The organism is Chryseobacterium sp. BGA-UO-ETr-SB22 (assembly GCF_059567885.1).
Map to the genome: position 1 here is coordinate 3,159,363 of NZ_JCAQOV010000005.1, position 22,908 is coordinate 3,182,270.

The following is a 22,908-nucleotide window of genomic DNA, read 5'->3' on the forward strand; positions in this document are numbered from 1 at the left end:
CCCCTGAAGCGATGTTAAAAAAATCTTCCAACAAAAATCTCAATGCAGCAGCTCTTGTAAAATTGAAAGAAGCCGCTGCTGAGCATGAAAAAATGATTTATGCTCTACTGGAAACTTCAGAAGAAGGACTCAGCGAAAACACCGTAAAAGATCGTCTGAAAATTTATGGTAAGAATGAAATTGCCACCCAAAAAGCGCCTTCATGGCTGAAACAGTTTGCCCATTCTTTTTTTAATCCGTTTAATTATATCCTGGCCTGTATTGCAGTCATTTCATTATTTATTGATGCTATTCTTGTGCCTGCAGGTGAAAAAGATTTTAGTACTGTCATTATTATTTCGGTCATGCTTCTGTTCAGTACAGTTTTAAGGTTTATTCAGGAATTCCGAAGCAATAAAGCGGCAGAAGCATTAAAGAAAATGGTAAAAACAAGCTGCCTTATCAAGAGAAAATTTAATGAAAGCGAAGAAATAGAAATTACTGAAATTGTCCCCGGCGATCTTGTTATTTTATCTGCTGGTGATATGGTTCCAGCCGATTGCAGAATCCTTAAAAGTAAAGACCTTTTCATCAGCGAATCTATTCTCACCGGAGAAGCTCTTCCTGTTGAGAAAAATGCACTTCCCATCAAAGATGCCAAAGACAGAAATCCCCTCAGCCTTCAAAACATATGTTTTATGGGAACTAATGTGGTAAGCGGATCAGCAACAGTTGTCGTAGCCAACACAGGTATTTTCACCTATTTCGGAAGCATCAGCAGAAGTCTGACTTCTAAAAGACCTGAAACAGCGTTTGATATAGGGGTAAATAAAGTGAGTTATTTATTGATCCGGTTTATGCTGATCATGACTCCTGTCATTTTTCTTATCAACGGACTGGTAAAAGGAGACTGGATGCAGGCATTATTGTTTGCCATTGCCGTAGCGGTAGGCCTTACTCCTGAGATGCTTCCCATGATTGTTACCGCTAATCTGGCCAAGGGAGCAGTGAACATGAGCAAAAAGAAAGTGATCGTTAAAAGACTGAATGCTATCCAGAATATAGGAGCTATGGATATCCTCTGTACCGATAAAACAGGAACACTTACCCTCGACAAAATTGTATTGGAAACACACCTCAACGTTCGTGGTATTGAAGATGATGAAGTATTGAAATGGGGCTACCTCAACAGTTTTCACCAAACCGGTCTCAAGAATCTTTTGGATCAGGCCGTTTTGGATCATGCTGAAGTTCATAACCTCATGAAAGCTGATGAACTTTACCAGAAAGTAGACGAAATCCCTTTTGATTTTGAAAGAAGAAGAATGTCTGTAATCCTGAATACTTCCCAGGGAAAACATCTCATGATCTGCAAAGGTGCGGTGGAAGAAATGCTTCCTCTATGCCAATATGCTTTAGATCCGGGTGAAGACCATAGCCTGCATATAGAGAATGATAATATTGTTCCATTGAACGAGGCTATGAAACAGCAGATTATCAAAATGTCTGAAAAACTCAATGCCGAAGGACAGCGCGTCTTATTGATAGCCATCCGGGAATTTGATGGTGACCACCCGCTGAATTATGCTGTTTCCGATGAAAATCAACTTACTCTTACAGGATTTATGGGATTTCTTGATCCCGCAAAACCATCTGCAGAACCCAGTATTAAAGCTTTGCACAAGCTGGGTGTAGAAGTAAAAGTAGTAACAGGAGACAACGATATTGTTGCTAAAAAAATATGCCATGATGTAGGAATTCCTATCAATACCATTATGCTTGGTGATGAACTGGACACTATGAGTGATGATGAACTTCGTAAGGATATGAATCTCTATTCTGTTTTCGCCAAAGTAAGTCCGCTACAGAAACAGCGCATTGTAAAAATATTAAGATCCAAAGGCCACACCGTAGGATTTATGGGTGATGGGATCAATGATGCTGCGGCAATCAAGGAAGCAGATGTCGGAATTTCGGTAGATACAGGAGCAGACATTGCCAAAGAAAGTGCTGATATTATTCTGTTGGAAAAAGATCTGATGGTATTGCGAAGCGGAGTGATCTATGGAAGAAGAACTTTCGGAAATATTGTCAAGTATATAAAAATGACGGCCAGCAGCAACTTCGGAAATATGTTCAGTATGATCGGAGCCAGTGCATTCCTTCCGTTTCTACCCATGCTTCCGTTGCAGATTTTAACCCAGAATTTACTGTATGATGTCTCACAGTCTTCCATTCCGTGGGATACAATGGATAAAGATTTTCTGGGAAAACCAAAAAAATGGGAAGCTGCAAGCATCAAAAAATTCATGCTGTATATAGGTCCTTTGAGTTCCATTTTTGATTATATGACGTTTGCAGTAATGTTTTTCATTTTTAAAGCCAATACTCCGGAGCAGCAAGGATTATTTCAGACAGGCTGGTTTGTGGAAGGGTTATTATCTCAAACTTTGATTGTTCATATTATCAGAACGAAAAAGATTCCATTTATCCAAAGCTGGGCAGCTGCTCCCGTGGTTGCATTAACAAGTTTCATCATGCTGATCGGAATTCTGATCCCCTTCACTCCAATGGCAGTGTATCTGAAAATGCAGCCTTTACCCCTAAGCTATTTCCCTTATTTAATAGGAATTCTTACCGGTTATTGTATCCTGACTCAGTTCGTCAAACAATGGTTTATCAAAAAATTCGGACAGTGGCTTTAAGGTAAAAAATCAGCATCGAAAGAGAAATAAAAATAATGGTTATAAATAACTTATATGAAAAAAACAGTCTTAACAATGGTACTTTTGACATTGGTAACCTCTTGTAAAAATCCCAAAAGCGAAGCTCCTCAGGATCAGGATCTCCAGATAAAAGGTGATCAGGCCACTGTTCCGGAAAACAATCCCGTTTTCAAAAAAATTAAAACACAGGTTGTTACCGAACAGGAACACAGTGATGGTGTGGTGTCAGCGGGAACTATTCAGGCCATTCCCAATCATTATGCGGAAATTGCCAGTCCGTTTTCCGGAAGAATTACCCAATCGTTTATTCAACTTGGACAAAATATTTCTGCCGGAAGCCCTCTTTTTGAAATTCTTTCTTCAGATTATTTTTCGGTTCAAAAGGATTATACAGATGCCCTAAACGAGGTACAGCTTGCAGAAAAAAATTACAGACGCCAGCAGGATCTTGTGAAACATGGAGTGGGTATTCAAAAAGAACTTGATGAAGCGGAAACTGATTTTAAAAATAAAAAAACATCACTTTCCAATGCTTCTTCTGCCTTGAAAGTATATAACAGCAAAGGAGGAGGAATTGGAAGTCCTTTAATCGTAAGGGCTCCCATCAATGGAGAAATCATTTCCAACAAAATTGTAAACGGGCAATATCTGAAAGGAGATTCCGACCCGGTCATGATTATCGCAGAATTATCCAAAGTCTGGATTTCCGGGGATGTAAAAGAAAAAGACATCCGCTTTGTGAATACCGGAGATCAGGTCTCCGTAAAAGTAAGTGCGTATCCCGACAGGAATATTTCGGGGAAAGTATATCACATCAATGAAATCGTAGATGAAGACACCCGAAGTATAAAAGTTCTTATTGAATGTGATAATCCGGACCGAAAGCTAAAACCAGGCATGTATGCGACGGTAAACTTTGCCACTACTCCTGAAAAGACCGTGATGATCCCCGTTACCGCTCTAATGCAGCAGGACAGCTCCCAGTATGTGTGGATCAAAACAGGTAAGAACCAATTTACCAAACGTTCAGTAACCACGGGAGAAACTGACCAAAAAACAGTAAGAATTACATCAGGCTTAAAACCCGGAGAAACCATCATGACTGAAGGAGGAATTTATATGCTGGATGCGAAATAATGTACAATGATGCGAAATCAACAATTATGAAGAAATTACTTACAATCTCTATACAGAAGAGATGGCTGATGCTTGCTCTCTTCCTTTTATTAGGGTTCTTTGGGTATTATTCCTGGACCAGATTATCCATAGAGGCTTATCCTGATATTGCCGATGTCACCTCACAGGTAGTAACACAGGTTCCGGGACTGGCTGCTGAAGAAGTAGAACAGCAAATTACCATCCCTTTGGAACGATCTCTGAACGGACTTCCGGGAATGCATGTGATGCGAAGCAAAAGTACCTTTGGACTCTCTATCATTACCATGGTTTTCGATGATGGGATAGACGATTACTGGGCAAGACAGCGTATTCAGGAAAGGCTGACGGATGTGGAGCTTCCTTATGGGGCACAGCCAGGGCTGGATCCCCTCACCTCTCCTATTGGCGAAGTCTACCGTTATATTATTGAAAGTAACAGCCACAGTTTGCGGGAATTGACGGATCTGCAGAATTTTGTAATCATACCCCGGATCAAACAGGTTTCAGGAATTGCTGATGTCACTAATTTCGGAGGCATTACTACCCAGTTTCAGATCGAACTGGATCCTCATAAACTTGAGCAGTATGGTCTTTCCTTATCAGAAGTTACCGAAACCATTTCCAAAAACAATATGAGTGCCGGAGGAAGCATGCTTCCCCGGGGAAACCTTGCATATGTAATCCGCGGAATTGGTCTTGTAAAAGATTTAAATGACCTTGGAAAAATTGTAGTGAAAACCCAAAATGGAGTTCCTGTTTTTTTAAATGATGTAGGAACATTGAAATACGGGAACCTGGAAAGAAAAGGAATTCTTGGCTATACCGACAGAAAACGGAATTATTCTGAAAGCGTGGAAGGCATTGTTCTTTTACTAAGAGGACAAAACCCTTCACAAGTACTGGACGGAGTTCATGAAGCTATTGAAGAGCTGAATAACGGGACTCTTCCTCCTGGTGTAAAAATTCATCCTTTTCTGGACAGAACAGACCTTGTAAAAACAACCCTTACTACCGTTTCCCATACACTTACTGAAGGAATTGTACTGGTTATTATTGTACTGATTGTATTTCTTGGAAGCTGGCGGGGAGCATTATTAGTAGCGATTACCATTCCGCTTTCTTTGTTATTTGCTTTTATACTAATGCATTTCACCAATATTCCGGCCAACCTTCTTTCACTCGGAGCGATTGATTTTGGGATTATTGTAGATGGAGCCATCGTCATGCTGGAAACCATTTTGAGGAAAAGAGAAGAAAATCCGGAAGAAGCACTTGAAGAAAAAACAATTACTCAGAGAGTGATTGAAGTAGCCAAGCCTATTTTCTTTTCAACCGTTATTATCATTACCGCCTATCTGCCATTGTTCGCTTTTGAAAGAGTAGAGAAAAAATTATTTACCCCCATGGCCTTTACTGTAGGATATGCCTTATTAGGAGCTCTCGCTGTAGCATTAGTCTTGATTCCGGGATTGGCTTATGTGATCTACCGCAAGCCACAAAAGATTTATCACAATAAATGGCTGGAAAGAATAAGTACAGCCTATGGAAAAAGAATCGAAAAAATAATGCAGACTCCCAAAAGAGTTATTTTACCCATCACAATTGTTTTAGCATCTGCCGGAATTCTGTCTTATACCGTAGGAAAAGATTTCCTTCCTGAACTGGATGAAGGTTCTATATGGCTGCAGGTACAGCTGCCACCCGGAATTTCTTTAGCCAAATCAAAAGAAATGAGTGATACGCTGCGTGCCCGTACCCTGAAACATCCTGAAATTACTTATATGATGGTTCAGGCAGGGCGTAATGATGATGGTACCGACCCATGGACGGCTTCCCATTTTGAAGTCTCTGTTGGAATAAAACCTTACAGCGAATGGCCTGCCGGGAAAACAAAAGCAGACCTCATCAAAGAACTCGCAGCAGATTATAAAGATATGCCGGGATTCACTGTAGGTTTTTCACAGCCTATGATTGATGGGGTAATGGATAAAATCTCCGGCGCTCACAGTGAACTGGTGGTAAAAGTGTATGGCGAAGATTTTAAAGAAACCAGAAGAATTGCTGAAGATATATTGTCTACTTTAAACAAAATTCCAGGTTCGGCAGACCTTGCCATTGATCAGGAACCACCGCTACCGCAGCTGCAGATTATTGCTGACAGAGATAAGATTGCTCAGTATGGATTGAATGTAGCCGATGTAGCCGACCTTATTGAAGTGGCATTAGGAGGAAAAGCCATTTCCCAGATCTTTATTGGCAATAAAGTTTATGATATTTCCTGCCGTTATACTGAAGACAGCCGTGACACTCCGGACAAAATCGGAAACCTGATGCTGACTTCAGCTTCAGGAGCAAAAATTCCGCTGTCTCAGGTAGCAGAAGTAAAATTAAGTACCGGAGAAAGTACCATTACCAGAGAAATGAACAAACGCCATCTTACCGTAAAACTGAATCTGAGAGGTACCGATCTTTCGTCTTTCCTGAAAAAAGCACAGGATAAAATCGAAAAAGATATCAAATACGATCATGAGAAATACCAGATCAAATGGGGCGGACAGTTTGAAAATCAAAACAGAGCCTATTCCAGATTAGCATTTATTGTTCCGTTGGCATTGGCAATCATGTTCCTGTTATTGTATGGTGCGTTTGGTGATTTCAGACAGGCTTTGGTGCTGATGTCTATTGTTCCGATGGCATTATTCGGAGGAATGCTGGCCCTCAATATCCGTGGAATGTCTCTGAATGTCTCTTCTGCAGTAGGATTCATCGCATTGTTCGGAGTTGCCATTCAGAATGGAGTGATTATGATTTCTCATATCAATGATCTGCGTAAGAAAGGATATGAGCTGAAACAGGCAGCCATCAAAGGCGCAAAAGACCGTTTCAGACCTGTATTGATGACCGCAACAGTGGCAGTAATCGGATTATTCCCGGCATCATTGGCTACAGGAATCGGTTCCGATGTACAGCGTCCATTGGCAACGGTAATTGTCTACGGGCTGATGTTCTCTACTATTTTAACCTTATTCGTACTGCCGGCTATTTATTTTATGACTGAACGCCGCAACGAAAAACAAAATTTAAAATCAGATGAAAATTAGAGTTCATGTTATCATATTATCCGTAGTGCTGCTCAGCATCACAGAGATGAAAGCACAGGAAAAAGAGCTTTTACTTTTTGAAGACTACCTGAGTCTTGTCGGAGATAAAAATTTGGGCTATGCTTCGCAGAAATATAATGTAAGTATGTCTGAAGCGGCTATCCAGACCGCCAATATGTTTCCTGATCCTCAATTGGAAATGGAAACCACCAATAACGGAGTGCGTAAAGATATGGGGTACGTCTACGGAACATCAATTGGATGGACTCTTGAGCTTGGCGGCAAAAGAAAAGCCCGGGTTAATCTGGCCAGAAATCAATCTGAACTGAGCAAAATACAATTGCAGGATTTTTTCAGAAACCTCCGTGCAGATGCCAGTTTAGGATATATTGATGCTTTAAAATCCAAAGCTTTGCTTGAAGTACAACAGGATTCTTATCAAAATATGCAGCAACTGGCACAATCTGACAGTATCCGTTATCGCCTGGGGACTATATCATTGGTAACCTCAAAACAGACTAAACTGGAGGCTACGTCTCTGCTCAATGAAGTCTATCAGGCAGAAAGTGCGGAACAACAAGCTCTCACCGGTCTGTCGGTATTTCTTGGGGACAGCAAAATGACAGACAGAGATGTTGCCGGAGATTTTAATGCCTTCAACAGGGATTTCAGCATTGATGATTTGATTCTTCAGGCATTGAATGAACGAGCAGATTTACTGGCCGCCAGACAAAATACAGAAGTCACCAAAAGCCAGATTAATCTTGAAAAAGCCAATCGTATCATAGATTTAGGTATCAGTGCCGGAGCAGAACGGCACACTGAAGCGACTAATGAAATTGCTCCTTCTCCTACTGTAAATGCTGTAAAAATGGGCATTAGTATTCCTTTGAAGTTTTCCAACAGAAGAAATGCAGGATTGAAAATAGCAGAAATGGCGCATTCTCAGGCAGAAGTTGAATATAAACAAATCGAACAGGGAATAAGAGCGGAAGTGATGCAGGCTTATCAGCAATATACGGCCACTCAGAAACAGCTCAGACAATTTCATAACGGAATGCTTTCAGAGGCTCAAAGTATCTTAGAAGGAATTACCTACAGCTACAAAAGAGGTGAAAGTTCTATCCTTGAAGTGCTGAATGCCCAAAGAACGTATAACAATGTGAGAAAAGATTATTATCAAGCTTTGGCAGATAATGCAGCTGCTTTAATTGAACTGGAAAGGAAAGCAGGAATCTGGGATATCCATTTTTAGGCGAAAAGAAGAAATCCGGAGGAAGGAAGTTGCTGATAAATGATGGATAAGTATATATTATTTCATTAAATTTTTAATTCTGAATATATATTACCAAGCGGAAATCAGTGATTACAAAAACACAATATTATATATGTCTTCTGACCTCCGGCTTCCAGCATAAAAAAGAGCGCTGAAATCAAATAGATTTCAGCGCTCTTTTTTATCTTTTATATTGAGATTCATAAATTCCGATCCAGTCATCAGAAGTCATTTTCTGACTCAGTTCGGCAATCAGTTCAAAAGGAATATCATCCACTTTTTTGAAACGGATACAGGATTTCCCCATATCGAGTTTCTTTTTGGAATGTTTTGGATATTCTCCTACAAACCAATCCAGAAGTTCCGGTTTTGAATACAGCCCCATATGATAGAGTGCAATAAAATTCTTCTGGGAAGCCAGATTGATGAAAGGCAGTGGTGTCCCGGGGGCACAGTGATATCCGGCAGGAAATGTAGCCAAAGGAACTACCCAACCTATCATTCCATAATTGGTAGCCTCTTCAAACCCTTTCGGAAGATTGTCATTCACCGTATCAAAAAGTTTTTTAAAAGCTTCCTGTCTTTCTTCAGGAATCTTTGAGATATAATCTTCTATGGAAACTGACTGAATCTGCATATTGTAATTTTTTCTAAAATACGATTATTTTATAAAATTATACACGCTGAACATCTGAACATCTTTGCTGCTCTTTTGAAGGAACATCATTTTGTTCACATTCGGAACGTACTGGATCATATTTCCATCTGTAAAACCGTAGTTCTGGAAGAAATTTCTTCCTTTATAATCAAGACTTACCTCCTGAGGTTTCAGATTAGTAAAATCAAAAACTTTCATAGAAAATCCTGTATTTCCAAATGCTCCTTTAGGATAGAACGCAGAAATATAAAGTTTCTCTCCGGCTTCAACAACGTTAATTCTTTTTCCTGTAGAAGTTCCTGCTGCCACAAATTGCTTTACTTCTCCTTCTTTATTAAATTTGATCAGCATTCCTGCATCTAATGAATATACAGGATCCGGGAAACGATTCATTGTTGTAGGCATCGGTCTTGTCACCGTTTCCTGTTGAACGGCCATTAAAACCTCATCTCCTTTCACAATGGTTTTGATGACTTTCACATCATTCATATCTTTGCTTCCTGCTAAATTGGTATTGCTGATAACCGCTTTTCCAGATTTCATATCATAGTACATTACCGTTCCGAAAGTACTTGAGCCAAGAGTAACTGTGGCATTTTTTCTTCCAAATGTTACCAGATAATCACTGTCATTTTTACTGAAAGCATATAACTTCTCAGGAATATACTTATCATCGAACGGAAGATCTTTATCCTCTGTATTGGAAACCAGTTCCAGCTTATAAGATTCTTTCCAGCCTGCAGCTTTACGCAATACAACGATTTTCGCTGAGTTAGTTAATGTCAGAGACTTTTCAACATAATCATTACTTAATGTAATTTCTTTGTTCCAAACCGGAGAAAGTGTTCTCAGGTCCATTACCAGAACATCATTCACATTATCCGTTTTTTTGTTGGCAAACCGGTCATTGAAGATGGCTGCATATTTCCCGTTTTCTGAGAAAAGCACATAAGTCGTTCCTGATCTATTGGTAGACTCAATACTATATTTTGCAATACTTTTTGTTGTAAAAGTACCTTCCTTTCTGCTGAAAACATGTTGAAAGACTTCTTTTCTGTTTTCTTTTCCGAAATATTCTTCTGTAAATGCTATAAATTTATCATCATCAATCTGCTGTGATCCAAGATAATTGTGAAGTACACCATTCGTTTTGTTGGCGTAATCTTTCACATAAGTATCTACAAGACTTCCGTTCTGATCCAGTTTTCTCATCAGTAATTTCTTGTGAGGGAAAACATTTCTCATCAATCCATCAATATTGATAGCGCTGAACATATAAGAATTGTAATCATCTGCCAAAACCAGTTTATCATCAGTTTCAAGATTGGCATCCACTGTGAATTTTGTTCCTTCGGTCACCTTCGTCTGTGCATAAGAGTACACGGAAGCTGTAATTAATGCCGAAGCAATAATCTGTTTAATCATATCGTTTTCTTTAGTTATTATAAATTTTTTCTTCTAATCTTTTCAGTTCAAGATTAGCATCGTAGGATAGTTTAATATCTACTAAATGTTCCTGTAATTCATTTAAATATTTCTCAGCATCCTGGTAGTTTCCTAAAGCAATATTCAATCTGATCAGGTTAAAATAAAGATACTCCCCGATTTTTTGGTTGTAAAGTGCTTTCTTATCGTTATAATTCACTTTTGTTAAAGCACTTTTCCATAGATCAATTCCTTTCTGCATATTTTCCATCGCTATCCTGTTCGGAGCATAATCTGACTTTGCCTGAAGTTTTTTTAGATTGGTAGTAACGTAGATATATGCTTTTTCCAAATCGTCATACTCTCCTTTGTTCTTTACAGTTGCCAAAGTCACTGTAGAATTGATGGTCTGATACCCGAAATTTTCATTGATAATATTTCTTGTGCGGTCAATAGTTCTTTGCAGAAATCTTTTTTCCTGAGCATTCAGATTAATTTCATTGGTTGGAACGCTTGCTATTTCTGCAAAATCTGAGAAATAGGTCTTATCCAGTTTTATAGTACCACCTTGCTTTGCTGTGATTTTTGTTGGCTGATTGGCAAAGGTTTTCCCCTGATTATCCTGAAAATTTGTTCTTTCCATTTCTATGACGATATCAAGATAATTTCCTCCTTTTGAAAAACCAATTACATCTATTTGAGAAGCCAGAATTTTGTTATCCACAATTAAGGCATCTCTAAGATCTGGCTGCTGATACACCGGAACCGGAGGAATATTAAGGATAGGTCTTGAAGGTAATCTCAGCGTAGGAGCGCCGTTGGTTGCTGCAATTTTTTCAACCGCTGACAGCTTGCTGTATTCGGCAGATTCAAGTTTATACTTTTCCTGAAGTTTTTTCACTTCAGCATCATAATCCTTCAATCTTTCTCCGTGTTCGTACTTGGCATTTTCAACGTTTGCCTGATAATTATCCACCTTTTTCTGATGATCTTCTTTTGACAGTCTTACAACATCATCTTTTGTAATATTATAGGGAGATTTTACCGTAATCGTATAGTTTCTGCTGGAGAGATCTGTAGGAAAAACCGGTTCTTTCAAAAGCTGAAAACTGATCGTTTCTTTATCAATTCGCTGGGCCTGTGAAAATTCGGAATAAAATAATGGTATTAAAAAAAGTAGTTTAAGTTTATTCATGGATGTTATAGTTTTCGGTGCAAATGTATAATAATTTCGTCAACATTTTTTAAGAATAATTTGTCCAGTTATTATGTAATGGATCATAAAAAAGGCAGTCACACGAATGCAACTGCCTACAGAAATTATTAACTCAAAAAATTTTATTTTTTAATGGCTTTTACGGTAGATTTTGAACCATCTTTAAAGTTCATTGTCACCAAGTATAAACCAGTATTTAATTCTCCTAACTGAAGTTCTGAAGTTGGATTATCAATAGTTTTCACTACTCTTCCTGCTACATCTGTAACCGTTACAGATTTAACATTTTTGATATCTGCAACATGCAGAACATCTTTGAAAGGATTAGGATATACATTCACTTCTTTTTTCTTAACAGATGTTTCAGCAGTAGCTAAATTAGACTGTGTAAGAGAGAAATCATCAAACCCCATATAATATGGATCCGATGTAGTATTGAAAGCTTTAATTCCAAATGAATAATCGCCGGTTGACGTTGGGGTATATGTAACAGTAACTTTAGTATAATTAGCACTATCACCTCCTCCTGCTGCTGTTTGATCAGCCGTAATAAATGTTGATAAGCTAGTTGCTCCGGTAGCTGTTTGTCCGTTGTTTACCAATACTTCATTCTGCCAACCTGAATAGCCGTCTCCTACCCAATAGAATGTAAAATCATATGAACTTCCTGCAGTTAAAGTAAATGTAGGGGTCCATAAATAAGCAGCATTACCATATGGATAATAGATCGTCACATAATTTGGAGCAGATTTAGGATCATTATAACCTTGCTGGGAAGCATTTGCTGAAGTAAAGTTATAGGTAGATGAACTTCCTCCTGGAGTTTGCTTCCAGCAGTTCGGAACAATTGCAGAACCTATAGCCGCCATTGCATCAAAATTTTCACTCCAAGGCAGTGTAGTTATTGGAACACAAAGAGTTGTAAATGATGTAGAAGTACTCCAGATACTCTTATCAGATGCACTACAGCTAGATCTTACCCATGTATAATATGTTGTAGAGGGCTGCAGTCCGCTTAGCGGTGCAGAAGCTGTAGTAGAAGTTACAGAGTTTGTAGCGTTTAAAACAGTAGAAGCATCAGGTGCAGTACTGTTTGTGCTGTAATAAACTTCGTATCCGCCTGCAGGAACTGGAGATGGTTCCGTCCAACCAATCGTTGCTGTATTCGCTGCCACGTTTGATGACGTAACTGCTGTTGGCTCAAAACAAGAAGGAATATTCTGAACGGTAATATTATCAATATAAATAGAACGAGAAGAACCTCCTAAACCGTGTTTAAATGCTAGTTGCAAATCAGAGCCAGCAGGAATATTAACGGTATATTGGGTGTGGGTAGTCGTCAAAGCAATAGGAGCTCCAATTTGTGTAAAGGATGCAGGATCCGCAGGGTTTGATAGTGTTCCCACTAATAATGTGTAATTACTTCCTCCTCCTTTTGCATAGAATCTTACACGCTTGGTACCATCTGAAAGGTTTACAGTTGGAGGCGCAACCAGCATTTGACTGCCCGTAGTAGCACTTGAATTGGTCATGTAATACGCATTAGGTGCTGAATAGTTGTTGGATGTAGTTACATAACCATATCCTGCAAATGAAGCACTTTCTAAATATGCCCAACAGCTTGGTGCATTGGTATTTGACGTAGAACCTGTACTTGTTGTATCAAAATTTTCTGTGTAAGGAGCCGTAAAAGTAGAACAAGCTGTTTTAAATGTTCCTGCAAAAGACCATACACTTTGGCCTGTCGCCGTGTTACAGTTGGATCTTACCCAATAATAATAAGTTGTATTGGAATTAAGACCTCCAATCGTTGTACTTGGCCCTGTTACTCCCGGATAAGTAGGGGTTACTGTGCTCGCCGGTGCTGTGCTTGAAGTACTGTGGTATACATCATAACTGGCAGCATTACCTGTCCATGAAACTAAAGCAGAGTTTGCTGTGATTCCTGAAACAGCCTGCAATACAGGAGGCATACAATCCGAATAGGCATCCGCTGAAAAAGCAAAGATATTAGGTAAACCTGAGCCACTTGCTTTAGTAACTGTTACACTTTGTATTAGCTTTGCCTGATTTGCTGCATCTATTGCCAGCTCAACCTGATATAATCTTGGGTTCGTTCCGCCCTCAGGAGAAGGAACATCATCACCACTGGCAGGAGTAGCACCTGGTTTTTTAACCCTTCCTATTCCCTGGATGGCAAAATTAGATCCATTATACCAGTCTGCAAGACTGATACTTGAAAACGTCTGTGAACTGCCATCTGTAAAGTTTACCACTGCATTTACCGTAGAAGTACCGCTTCCACTTACAGCAAGCATATACAGTTTGGTTGCTGCTTTTGGTGTTGTAAATGCCAAAGTTCCGTTATCACTGGTTGCAGCCAGTCTTAATGAATTGTTCGCATTCAAACTGGCTAACTGAAAGCTCAATCCCGGGGTGGTTCCCACTACAGAATTAATAACCCCATCCACAGGAATACCGTACGTAATAGCAGTACTTGAAGATGTCAGCTGAAAATCTTTAGCTACAAAAGCATAAGAAACTCCGTCTACGTCATTATTTGTAGTAATTGTTGAAGAACCTACCCCATTAGCAATCACATCAGCTGTAAAGCCTGAAGCTACTGGCATAGTTTGATAATTTTGAGCCATGAGTACACTGGCAGAAAAGAGAGCGATAGCGGGTACCACTCTAGAAAATAAATTTATTACCATTTTAATCACATTTGAGGCGAAATTTATGAAAAATAACAATACAAAAATACTATTTTTAACAAAATGTTAATATTTATTTAAAATGCATGTAAAATTAATAGTGAACATTATTAAAATAGCTGATTTTAAAGACTTCGTAAAATGAATCAGCTGAGATTACTGATTTTCATCAAAAAAAAGACAACTATAAATGATATAACTGTCTTTTTTTAATTTACTTTTTTGCTAAAAAACTATTCTTTTATTGCTTTCACAATTGATTGCGATCCATCTTTGAAATAAAGAGTAATCAAATAAAGCCCCCTATTTAATGTACTCAAATTAATCTGTTTTGTATTACCTTCAATGATCTTAATAATTCTACCTGAAGCATCTCCTATCGTTAGCTTTTTTAAATCTTTAGAACCTGATAAGTACAAAATATCTTTAAATGGATTTGGGTAAACAACAAGTTCTTTTATCTTATCTTCCACTTCAGAAATGTTTAATTGGGCGTTACTTTCTATAGCAAAATCATCTATATGGAAACAATAATCATAGAAGTCCCTTACTGTTCCTGTATTTGAGTAAAATGCAAATCTTGTTGTAGTACTCAAATTCCCTGTCAAATTATAAATATATTGATTTGATGTATTGGACGGACTATTATTAATATCCCATGTTTTTAATATTGTCCAGGTATTTCCACTATCATTGGAAATCATAAAACACACAACATCATCTACTCCTATTTGTGCAGGAGAATTCCCTGCATAAGCCGTTACCCCATAATTAAAACTCACCGTATATCCCCCTGTTGAAAGATCAAAAAGCGGACTTGTAAGCCATGCTATCTTATTCGTATCATACATCACAACACGTGCTCCCTTATTAGTTGTATTGGCTAAATTTAGAAAATCATACTGTCCCCATCCAAAATCTGTTCCAGTAGGCCCTGTAGCTGGGGTTCCTCCTGAAAGATTATTTTTCCAGCATGTTCCCGGAAACATGAGATTACCCATATTATTAAAATTATTTAGATATGGGGCTTGATTAACTCCACATAATGTAGTAAAAGTATTGGGTAATGACCACGCACTCTGACTGAAAGTACCATTGCAATTGGTTCTTACCCAATAGTAATATTTAGTAGAAGAAAGTAAATTACTAAGAGTATAAGAGGTGCCTGTAACCCCTGTATAATTTGGTGTGCTAGTATTAGGAGGTGTTGGGTCTGTACTGTAATAAATATCATGGCTTACTGCCTGTGTACCTGTAGGAACTGTCCATGAAATTTGTGCCGAATTTGAAGCCACCGCCGATGCCGGTTGTACCACAGGTTCTATACAATCTGAGTAAGCATCTGCTGAAAAAGCAAAAATATTAGCCAACCCTTCTGTACTGACTTTCTTTATTGTAATACTTTGAATAAGCTTAGTCTGATTTGCCACATCAATATTATGAACAGTCTGATATAACTTCGGATCCTGTGGGAAATAATCCAATTGATCTGTATTTCTATTGATTCTTCCAATTCCTGCAATTGCATAATTAGGTTTTGTGCTATTCCAGAATGGAATCTCTTGTGTAAAGACCTGAGTCGTATTATCCGTAAAATTGACAGTCAGTGATACATAAGCAGTTCCTTGACCACTGGTAGCAAGCATATAAATTTTAAATGCTGCAATAGGATTCGAAAATACCAAAGTACCAGAATTACCAATATTTCCCGAAACACCGCTATCAAGCCTTAAAGAATTATTACCATTTAAATCTCCCATCTGAAACTTCAATCCCGTAGATATTGCAGAATTAATAATACCATTTGCAGGCAATCCGTAGGTAAGATTATTACTTGAAGGAACTAATTTAAAATCGTTAGCCACAAGATTATAGTAAGTCCCATCAACATTTGCTGTTGTTGAAGTTGCAGAAGGCCCAATCCCATTAGCAATTACATCACTATTAAATCCGGATTGTATTGGCATGGTCTCAAAATGTTGAGCTGCTAAAATAGTCGTAGAAAAAAAAACAGTAATAAGTAACTGCTTTAAAAAAATCTTTTTTATCATGGTATTATTTTTTTCACAAACTTAATCAATATTGTGAAAATAGAATCAAGTAATAAAAACCCATTCTTATTGATTCTTAATTTTATTATTGAGAAATTAAATCCTATTTTTGTCATACAAATTTTTTGAACAATGCCGAATATTTCAAACAGAGCACTGCATATGCCGCCATCGCCGGTAAGAAAACTGGTTCCCTTTGCATTACAAGCAAAACAGAAAGGAATAAAAGTATATCATCTTAATATCGGACAGCCTGATATTGAAACTCCGGAAACAGCTTTAAATGCTTTAAAAAACATCGATTTAAAAGTATTGGAATATGCGCTTTCTGAAGGGAATATAGAATACAGAAAGGCCCTTACTGAATATTATCATTCATTAGGTTTTTCAGATCTTACTCCTGATAATTTCATTGTTACCAATGGAGGTTCTGAAGCCCTGAACTTTGCCATTTCTACTTTATGTGACGAAGGTGACGAAGTGATTATTCCTGAGCCTTACTATGCTAACTACAATGGTTTTACCAGCACATTTGATGTGAATGTAGTAGCCGTATCTTCTACTATTGATACTGGTTTTGCTTTACCTCCTATTGAAGAATTCGAGAAAAAAATCACAGAAAAAACAAGAGCAATCATCATCTGTAACCCAGGAAACCCTACCGGATATCTGTATACCCGTGAGGAACTTCAGAAGCTTGCAGACATTGCTTTGAAATATGATATTGTAATCATTTCGGATGAAGTATACAGAGAATATGTATATGACGGAAAGCAGCAGATCTCAATGTTTGATTTCCCTGAATTAGCTGAAAACTGTATCATCATAGATTCAGAATCCAAGCGTTATTCTATGTGTGGTGTAAGAATCGGATGTCTGGTTACCCGTTCTAACAAAATCCGTAATGCTGCCATGCTTTTTGCACAGGCAAGATTGAGCCCGGTTCTTTTAGGACAGATTGCTGCAACAGCGGCACACCAGAATGATGGTGCTTATATCAGAGCGGTAAGAGAAGAATATACCCACAGAAGAAATGTATTGGTAGATCTTTTGAATGCTATTCCTGGTGTTATCTGCCCAAAACCTAGAGGAGCTTTCTACTGTGTTGCTGAACTTCCGGTAGATGATACTGAGAAATTTGCACAATGGCTGCTTGAAAAATATGCTCTTAACAACGAAACCATTATGGTAGCTCCTGCAGGAGGGTTCTATAGTGATCCGGAATTAGGAAAGAAACAGGTAAGAATTGCCTACGTTCTGAAAGAAGAAGATTTAAAAAGAAGTGCTGAAATTCTTAAAGAAGCTTTAAAGAAGTACAGAGAAGAATTCAGTCTGTAAAATATATCCTATGCCGACAACAAAAAAATCACATCTGAAAATACTGTTTTCGATTCTTTTGCTGTCGGCATTTTTTTCCTGTGATTCCAAAAAAACAGAATCCTCTGCTTCCCATAAAAATCAACACGAGATCACCTATATTAGTGTATCCGATATTGGAGGCAGTCTTGGCAACTACAGGATCATAAAAGTCACAAAAGACTCTGTTTTTGCAGAAAAAGGAATGACGGCCAATCAAACCCATAAAAAATGGGCATCTGCCATCACTTCCAGCACCTGGAAACAGCTTATATCACCGGTCAGTATTGTAGACCTCGATTATATAAAAAGCTCTCCCAGCCAGCAATCAGTAGATGGCATAGACGAAACTTTCCAGATCCGGACTCCGAAAAAATCACACATCTATGTGAATGCTTATGTAGACACTTTACATTATAAGCAGCTACAACAACTTAAAGAACAACTAGACAAAATTCTTCCCAAAGAATACAAATAAAACATGCAGGAAAATTTTTCACTCAAACCTTATAACACATTTGGTGTTGAAGCCAAAGCCCGCTATTTTACTGAAGTCAATAGTATTGATGAATTAAAAGAGGCCCTTATTTTCTCGAAAGCTCAATCTCTTCAGCTTCTGTTCTTAGGAGGAGGAAGCAACATTCTTCTTACAAAAGATTTTGACGGTCTGGCTATCAGACTTAATTTAAAAGGAATTTCCGAAGAGAGCATCAATGAAAATGAAATATTGGTAACAGCAAAAGCAGGTGAAAACTGGCATGAATTTGTAATGTACTGCCTGCAAAAAAATCTTGGAGGGCTGGAAAACCTCTCTTTAATTCCTGGAAATGTAGGCACCTCTCCAATGCAGAATATCGGGGCTTACGGAACGGAAATCAAAGATGTTTTTATCAGCTGTCAGGTATTGGATTTAGAAAATCTTGAACTTTCAACTTTTAACCTTGAACAGTGCAGGTTCGGTTACAGAGATTCAATCTTCAAACAGGAAGGAAAGGGCAGATATGTTATTCTGGAAGTCACTTTTAAACTTACCCAGAAAAACCACCCTATCAAAACAGAATATGGTGCGATCAAATCTGAACTGGAAAATCTTGGCATTGAAAATCCTACTATTCAGGATATTTCCAAAGCGGTTATCAATATCAGACAAAGTAAACTGCCAGATCCTAAGCAAATTGGAAATGCCGGAAGCTTTTTCAAAAACCCGACTATTCCTTTGATTCAATTTGAAGATTTAAAGCAAAATTTTGAAAATATTCAGGGCTATCCTAATGGTGACAGGGTAAAAGTTCCCGCAGGATGGCTGATTGAGCAATGTGGATGGAAAGGAAAGCAGATTGGAAATGTAGCTTCACACAAATTGCAGTCCCTGGTGATCATTAATGCTACTGGAAATGCTACTGGAAAGGAAATTTTTGATTTTTCTACTGAGATTATCAATTCTGTAAAAGAAAAGTTTGGGATAGAGCTTGAACGGGAAGTGAATATTATATAATCTAAAAAATATATTAGGGCTGATTCGATTGGAATACAGCCTTTTTTATACACTATTTCTAAAAATATTGGTAAACACGAAGGCGCAAAGATTTTGACATACATTATGCTTTAAGACGCAAAGATTTTATCTGCGATAAAATTGAATACTGTATATCTTTATATTACAGGATTTTATAATACTTCATTCTTATTGAAAATTTCAATTTTCTTGCGCCTTAAAACAGCATGTTATTCAAAAAATTGTACCCTTGCGTTTTCCAACAATAACTCGTCACAAGTTATTCCCACATCCCAAAAAATCATTATTTTAGCTTAAAAATTACAATTCGCGATGAAAATAGCTATTCTTGGAGCCGGAAATATGGGACTTTCTTTTTCAAAATCATTTTTGAAATACGAACTGATCAAACCTGAACATCTGCATCTGATCATCAGAAGCGAATCCAAAATCTCCAAAATAGCGGAAGAATTCCCCAAATCTAAAATCTCCACCTTTGAAGAAGTGAAGGAACTCGATTCTGACTTGATTATCATTGCTGTAAAACCTCAGGATTTCCAATCGGTTGCCCAAAATATTCAATTTACTTTTAAGGAAAACCAGATGGTATTGTCCATTATGGCAGGAATCAATATTGAAAAAATTCAAAAATTACTGAATCATCCGCTTGTTGTAAGAGCAATGCCCAACTCTCCTACCCTTCTGGGAATGGGAATTACGGGTTATACTGCTGCAGATGGTATTTCTTTCAGTCAATTAATAAGTATTGAAAGATTACTGAACAGCACCGGAAGATCGGTTTATCTGGAGGAAGAAGACCTTCTTGATGGTGTTACGGCACTTTCCGGAAGTGGTCCTGCTTATTTCTATTACATTATTGATGCGATGATTAAGGCCGGGATTGAAATGGGGATTGAAGAAAACCTTTCTAAGCTTTTCGTAAAGCAGACGATGCTGGGAGCTTATCACCTGATCAATAATTCAGAAAAAAATCTGGAAGAACTGATTCAAGATGTTGCGTCTAAGGGCGGCACTACGGAGGCTGCTTTAAAAACTTTTGAAGACAACAGTTTCAAAGAAATTCTGAAACAGGGAATTCTGAACGCTGAAAAACGCGCCAAGGAACTTAATAAGTAAATCTTTTTTCAATAATTCTGCAAAAAACCCATCCCAGATACACACCAAATGTATTCAGGATGATATCGTCTACCTCAAATATTCCCATTCTTGTAAAGTATTGTAGTGCTTCAACAATAACGATACACGAAACAAAACTAAAAATCAATGGCTTCAGTTTTTTCAGATCAGGCAAAACCCACCCCAAGAATCCAAAAGGAATAAACATGATAATATTTCCCAGGACAATCATCACAATATCTATTGTCTTATTCGGACCCTGGATAAATTTTATTGTAGAAAAAACAGGTTCTAACGTAAGGAGATTTTCTTCATACTGAAACCTGCCCATTCCTAAAAACATCAGGTAAAGCAGAAACAGAGTATACGGAACAATACTAATTTTATATATTTTCTTTAACATTGAACTGCTAATATATTCATTTCAAAAACATTAAATTTGTGTATTAAAATAATTTAATGAAATACGTTCTACTTACACTTATTTCAGCAATGCTGCTGTCGGTTTCATGGCCAACTTATGGAGTTCCGTTTTTTATATTTTTTGCCCTCGTTCCTCTTCTGATGATGGAACATGGAGTCTCAAAATTCTCAGATTATAAAAGGAAAAGCTGGGTAGTCTTCGGATTGTCTTATCTATGTTTTGTGATCTGGAATGTAGTCACTACAGGATGGCTGTATGGCTCAAAGAATCCTGACGGAAGTCATTCTCTGATGGCTGTAGTATTCCCGGTATTGGTCAATTCTCTTTTATATTCACTAGTATTCCAATGCTATCACTGGTACAAAAATGCTCAGGGAACGTATTGGGGATTGGGATTTCTGATTGCGATCTGGATGAGTTTTGAAAAATTTCACTTGGGATGGGAGCTGACATGGCCATGGCTGAACCTTGGGAATGTATTTGCCGACTACCCAAAACTGATTCAATGGTATGACACTTTAGGAGCTACCGGAGGAAGTTTCTGGATCTTACTGATCAATGTTCTTATCTTCTATACCATAAGAACCTGGGAAGCCGGAAGAAAGAGAAAAGACCTGATTAAAAATTCGGCCATCGTTGGAGCTTTAATTATTATTCCAATGATTATTTCAGTGGTCAAATACAATAATTTTGATGAAAAGCCAGCCGGACAGGTGAGTGTTCTGATGCTGCAGCCGGATCTTGATCCTTATGCCGAAAAGTATTCAAAAGACAGCCTTACCATTGAGCAGGATTTACTGGCGCTGGCTGAAAAAAACTCAACAGGTAAAATTGATTATTATATCGCACCGGAAACGGCTCTTCCCGGCAGAGGATCTATTTCTGAAACAGCTTTTGAAAAAAGTTTACTTTTAAACAATATCAAAGGATTTTTATCCAATCATCCGGGATCTGTTTTTGCTACAGGAATTTCTTCGCACCGTTTTTTTTATAATCCTGCCGATTTACCTAAAGAAGCTTACCAGATCAACAGTGGTGTTTGGGTGAGCAGTTATAATACCGCGATTCAGTTGGTCCCTAATCAAAAAGTAGAGGCTTACCACAAAGGAAAACTGGTACCAGGTGTTGAAATATTTCCGTATATGAATGTTTTAAAACCGCTTTTGGGAGATGCTATGATCAACCTTGGAGGTACGGTAGCCTCTTTGGGAACAGATAAAGAAAGAGTTGCTTTTTCAAACCCTTACAACAAAGGGAAACTGGCACCTATCATCTGCTATGAAAGTATTTACGGTGAGTTTGTAACTGACTATGTAAAAAAAGGAGCCAATTTCTTAGCCATTATGACCAATGATTCCTGGTGGGGCGTTACGGAAGGACACAAACAACTTTTATCTTATGCTAAACTTAGAGCTATTGAAACCAGAAGAGAAATTGCCCGCGCTGCCAACAGTGGAATCTCTGCTCATATCAATGCTAAAGGTGAAGTAACTGCTGATACATTCTATGGAGACAAAACAGCCTTATTTGCAAAAGTGAACCTGTATGATACGATGACATTTTATGCAAGAGCAGGAGATCTTCTGTCAAGGTTCTCCATATTTGCACTGGGCTTTTTACTGTTTTATTATCTGATTGAAAAATTCCGAAACAGAACAAAAAAATCGTAATTTCCCAGTAAACTAAATGATTCAAAAAAAATAAATTTTACTTTTTTAGATATGATCATTAAATATTTCACCTTTAGCATTTCAATAACATTTATTTCCTGGATTGTCGGAATGTTTATCAATGCCTTTCTAAAAAATACAGCTTTCTATAATGAAAATCTCTCCAACCTGAATTTTATAAAAAGTGAAAAATTTAATAAATCTATTGGATTAATTTTTTTTAAATGGATTGTGAAAAATACTTTTTTTAAATTCTTTAATCAAAAATTGAAACTTAAAAGCAAAATTCAGAAAAGCAGTTTAATCATTTTAAGAAATGAAATGACAAAATCTGAAATAGATCATTTGATTGGATTTATATTCGTAAGTATTTTTGCCTTTATTAAAATTTTAGAAAATAACTTTGTTTTTGCAATGATCATGATGATTGTGAATATATTAATGAATTTATATCCATCCTTACTTCAACAAGAAAACAAAAGAAGAATTGACAAATTTATAAAAAGACTATAAACGTAAACT

General features: G+C 37.6%; 16 protein-coding genes. 10 read left to right on the plus strand and 6 right to left on the minus strand.

Annotation, left to right across the window (positions count from 1 at the left end):
* Nucleotides 1–11: 11 nt before the first annotated feature.
* The 4 genes from mgtA to AC57AW_RS21730 are packed head-to-tail and all read left to right on the plus strand — an operon-like array spanning nucleotide 12 to nucleotide 8,219.
* Nucleotides 12–2,684: a magnesium-translocating P-type ATPase gene (gene mgtA / locus AC57AW_RS21715; protein WP_496353545.1), complete on the plus strand. Its 2,673-nt coding sequence runs from the start codon at nucleotides 12–14 to the stop codon at nucleotides 2,682–2,684.
* A gap of 54 nt (nucleotides 2,685–2,738) precedes the next feature.
* A complete protein-coding gene (locus tag AC57AW_RS21720) occupies nucleotides 2,739–3,842 on the plus strand; it encodes an efflux RND transporter periplasmic adaptor subunit (RefSeq protein ID WP_496353546.1) in 1,104 nt (367 codons plus the stop codon).
* Between the two features lie 26 nt (nucleotides 3,843–3,868).
* Nucleotides 3,869–6,964 carry an efflux RND transporter permease subunit gene (locus tag AC57AW_RS21725; RefSeq protein ID WP_496353547.1) on the plus strand — a complete coding sequence of 1,032 codons (3,096 nt, stop codon included), beginning with the start codon at nucleotides 3,869–3,871 and terminating at the stop codon, nucleotides 6,962–6,964.
* Nucleotides 6,954–8,219, plus strand: a complete 1,266-nt coding sequence (locus AC57AW_RS21730; protein ID WP_496353548.1) for a TolC family protein — start codon at nucleotides 6,954–6,956, stop codon at nucleotides 8,217–8,219. Before AC57AW_RS21725 ends, AC57AW_RS21730 begins: the two co-directional genes overlap by 11 nt.
* A gap of 202 nt (nucleotides 8,220–8,421) precedes the next feature.
* Here the strand turns inward: AC57AW_RS21730 and AC57AW_RS21735 are convergent, their stop codons facing one another.
* The 5 genes from AC57AW_RS21735 to AC57AW_RS21755 form a co-directional block, all read right to left on the minus strand.
* A complete protein-coding gene (locus tag AC57AW_RS21735) occupies nucleotides 8,422–8,877 on the minus strand; it encodes a DUF1801 domain-containing protein (protein ID WP_496353549.1) in 456 nt (151 codons plus the stop codon).
* Between the two features lie 24 nt (nucleotides 8,878–8,901).
* A complete protein-coding gene (locus AC57AW_RS21740) occupies nucleotides 8,902–10,323 on the minus strand; it encodes a hypothetical protein (protein ID WP_496353550.1) in 1,422 nt (473 codons plus the stop codon).
* Nucleotides 10,324–10,333: 10 nt separating this feature from the next.
* On the minus strand, nucleotides 10,334–11,518 hold the full coding sequence (locus AC57AW_RS21745; protein ID WP_496353551.1) for a hypothetical protein: 1,185 nt from the start codon (nucleotides 11,516–11,518) through the stop codon (nucleotides 10,334–10,336).
* 143 nt (nucleotides 11,519–11,661) lie between these two features.
* Nucleotides 11,662–14,169 (minus strand): T9SS type A sorting domain-containing protein, encoded by a 2,508-nt coding sequence (locus AC57AW_RS21750; RefSeq protein WP_496353552.1) that lies wholly within the window; start codon nucleotides 14,167–14,169, stop codon nucleotides 11,662–11,664.
* Between the two features lie 317 nt (nucleotides 14,170–14,486).
* On the minus strand, nucleotides 14,487–16,304 hold the full coding sequence (locus tag AC57AW_RS21755) for a T9SS type A sorting domain-containing protein (protein WP_496353553.1): 1,818 nt from the start codon (nucleotides 16,302–16,304) through the stop codon (nucleotides 14,487–14,489).
* A 132-nt stretch (nucleotides 16,305–16,436) separates the two neighbouring features.
* Here AC57AW_RS21755 and AC57AW_RS21760 point away from each other — a divergent pair, with 132 nt between their 5' ends.
* The 4 genes from AC57AW_RS21760 (at nucleotide 16,437) to proC (ending at nucleotide 20,292) form a co-directional block, all read left to right on the plus strand.
* Nucleotides 16,437–17,642 carry a pyridoxal phosphate-dependent aminotransferase gene (locus AC57AW_RS21760; protein WP_496353554.1) on the plus strand — a complete coding sequence of 402 codons (1,206 nt, stop codon included), beginning with the start codon at nucleotides 16,437–16,439 and terminating at the stop codon, nucleotides 17,640–17,642.
* 10 nt (nucleotides 17,643–17,652) lie between these two features.
* The gene (locus AC57AW_RS21765) at nucleotides 17,653–18,138 is read left to right on the plus strand and encodes a hypothetical protein (protein ID WP_496353555.1); all 486 of its coding nucleotides are present in this window, start codon (nucleotides 17,653–17,655) and stop codon (nucleotides 18,136–18,138) included.
* A gap of 3 nt (nucleotides 18,139–18,141) precedes the next feature.
* Complete coding sequence (gene murB / locus AC57AW_RS21770) at nucleotides 18,142–19,155, plus strand: UDP-N-acetylmuramate dehydrogenase (protein WP_496353556.1); 1,014 nt, start codon at nucleotides 18,142–18,144, stop codon at nucleotides 19,153–19,155.
* 333 nt (nucleotides 19,156–19,488) lie between these two features.
* Nucleotides 19,489–20,292, plus strand: a complete 804-nt coding sequence (proC, locus tag AC57AW_RS21775; RefSeq protein WP_318846619.1) for a pyrroline-5-carboxylate reductase — start codon at nucleotides 19,489–19,491, stop codon at nucleotides 20,290–20,292.
* Here the strand turns inward: proC and AC57AW_RS21780 are convergent.
* Nucleotides 20,282–20,695, minus strand: a complete 414-nt coding sequence (locus tag AC57AW_RS21780) for a VanZ family protein (protein ID WP_496353557.1) — start codon at nucleotides 20,693–20,695, stop codon at nucleotides 20,282–20,284. The two genes, proC and AC57AW_RS21780, sit on opposite strands and share 11 nt — an antisense overlap.
* A gap of 56 nt (nucleotides 20,696–20,751) precedes the next feature.
* Between AC57AW_RS21780 and lnt the strand changes: the two genes are divergently transcribed.
* Nucleotides 20,752–22,386, plus strand: coding sequence for an apolipoprotein N-acyltransferase (gene lnt, locus AC57AW_RS21785; RefSeq protein ID WP_496353558.1), 1,635 nt, complete (start codon nucleotides 20,752–20,754; stop codon nucleotides 22,384–22,386).
* Between the two features lie 51 nt (nucleotides 22,387–22,437).
* Nucleotides 22,438–22,899 (plus strand): glycosyl-4,4'-diaponeurosporenoate acyltransferase CrtO family protein, encoded by a 462-nt coding sequence (locus AC57AW_RS21790; protein ID WP_496353559.1) that lies wholly within the window; start codon nucleotides 22,438–22,440, stop codon nucleotides 22,897–22,899.
* Nucleotides 22,900–22,908 lie beyond the last annotated feature (9 nt).

Coding starts and splice junctions, on each gene's coding strand:
- AC57AW_RS21760 (WP_496353554.1), top strand. CDS start 16,437: ATGCCGAATATTTCAAACAGAGCACTGCATATGCCGCCATCGCCGGTA.
- proC (WP_318846619.1), top strand. CDS start 19,489: ATGAAAATAGCTATTCTTGGAGCCGGAAATATGGGACTTTCTTTTTCA.
- AC57AW_RS21720 (WP_496353546.1), top strand. CDS start 2,739: ATGAAAAAAACAGTCTTAACAATGGTACTTTTGACATTGGTAACCTCT.
- AC57AW_RS21750 (WP_496353552.1), bottom strand. CDS start 14,169: ATGCCAGTAGCTTCAGGCTTTACAGCTGATGTGATTGCTAATGGGGTA.
- lnt (WP_496353558.1), top strand. CDS start 20,752: ATGAAATACGTTCTACTTACACTTATTTCAGCAATGCTGCTGTCGGTT.
- AC57AW_RS21740 (WP_496353550.1), bottom strand. CDS start 10,323: ATGATTAAACAGATTATTGCTTCGGCATTAATTACAGCTTCCGTGTAC.
- AC57AW_RS21730 (WP_496353548.1), top strand. CDS start 6,954: ATGAAAATTAGAGTTCATGTTATCATATTATCCGTAGTGCTGCTCAGC.
- AC57AW_RS21780 (WP_496353557.1), bottom strand. CDS start 20,695: ATGTTAAAGAAAATATATAAAATTAGTATTGTTCCGTATACTCTGTTT.
- AC57AW_RS21765 (WP_496353555.1), top strand. CDS start 17,653: ATGCCGACAACAAAAAAATCACATCTGAAAATACTGTTTTCGATTCTT.
- AC57AW_RS21755 (WP_496353553.1), bottom strand. CDS start 16,304: ATGATAAAAAAGATTTTTTTAAAGCAGTTACTTATTACTGTTTTTTTT.
- AC57AW_RS21735 (WP_496353549.1), bottom strand. CDS start 8,877: ATGCAGATTCAGTCAGTTTCCATAGAAGATTATATCTCAAAGATTCCT.
- AC57AW_RS21745 (WP_496353551.1), bottom strand. CDS start 11,518: ATGAATAAACTTAAACTACTTTTTTTAATACCATTATTTTATTCCGAA.
- murB (WP_496353556.1), top strand. CDS start 18,142: ATGCAGGAAAATTTTTCACTCAAACCTTATAACACATTTGGTGTTGAA.
- AC57AW_RS21725 (WP_496353547.1), top strand. CDS start 3,869: ATGAAGAAATTACTTACAATCTCTATACAGAAGAGATGGCTGATGCTT.
- AC57AW_RS21790 (WP_496353559.1), top strand. CDS start 22,438: ATGATCATTAAATATTTCACCTTTAGCATTTCAATAACATTTATTTCC.
- mgtA (WP_496353545.1), top strand. CDS start 12: ATGTTAAAAAAATCTTCCAACAAAAATCTCAATGCAGCAGCTCTTGTA.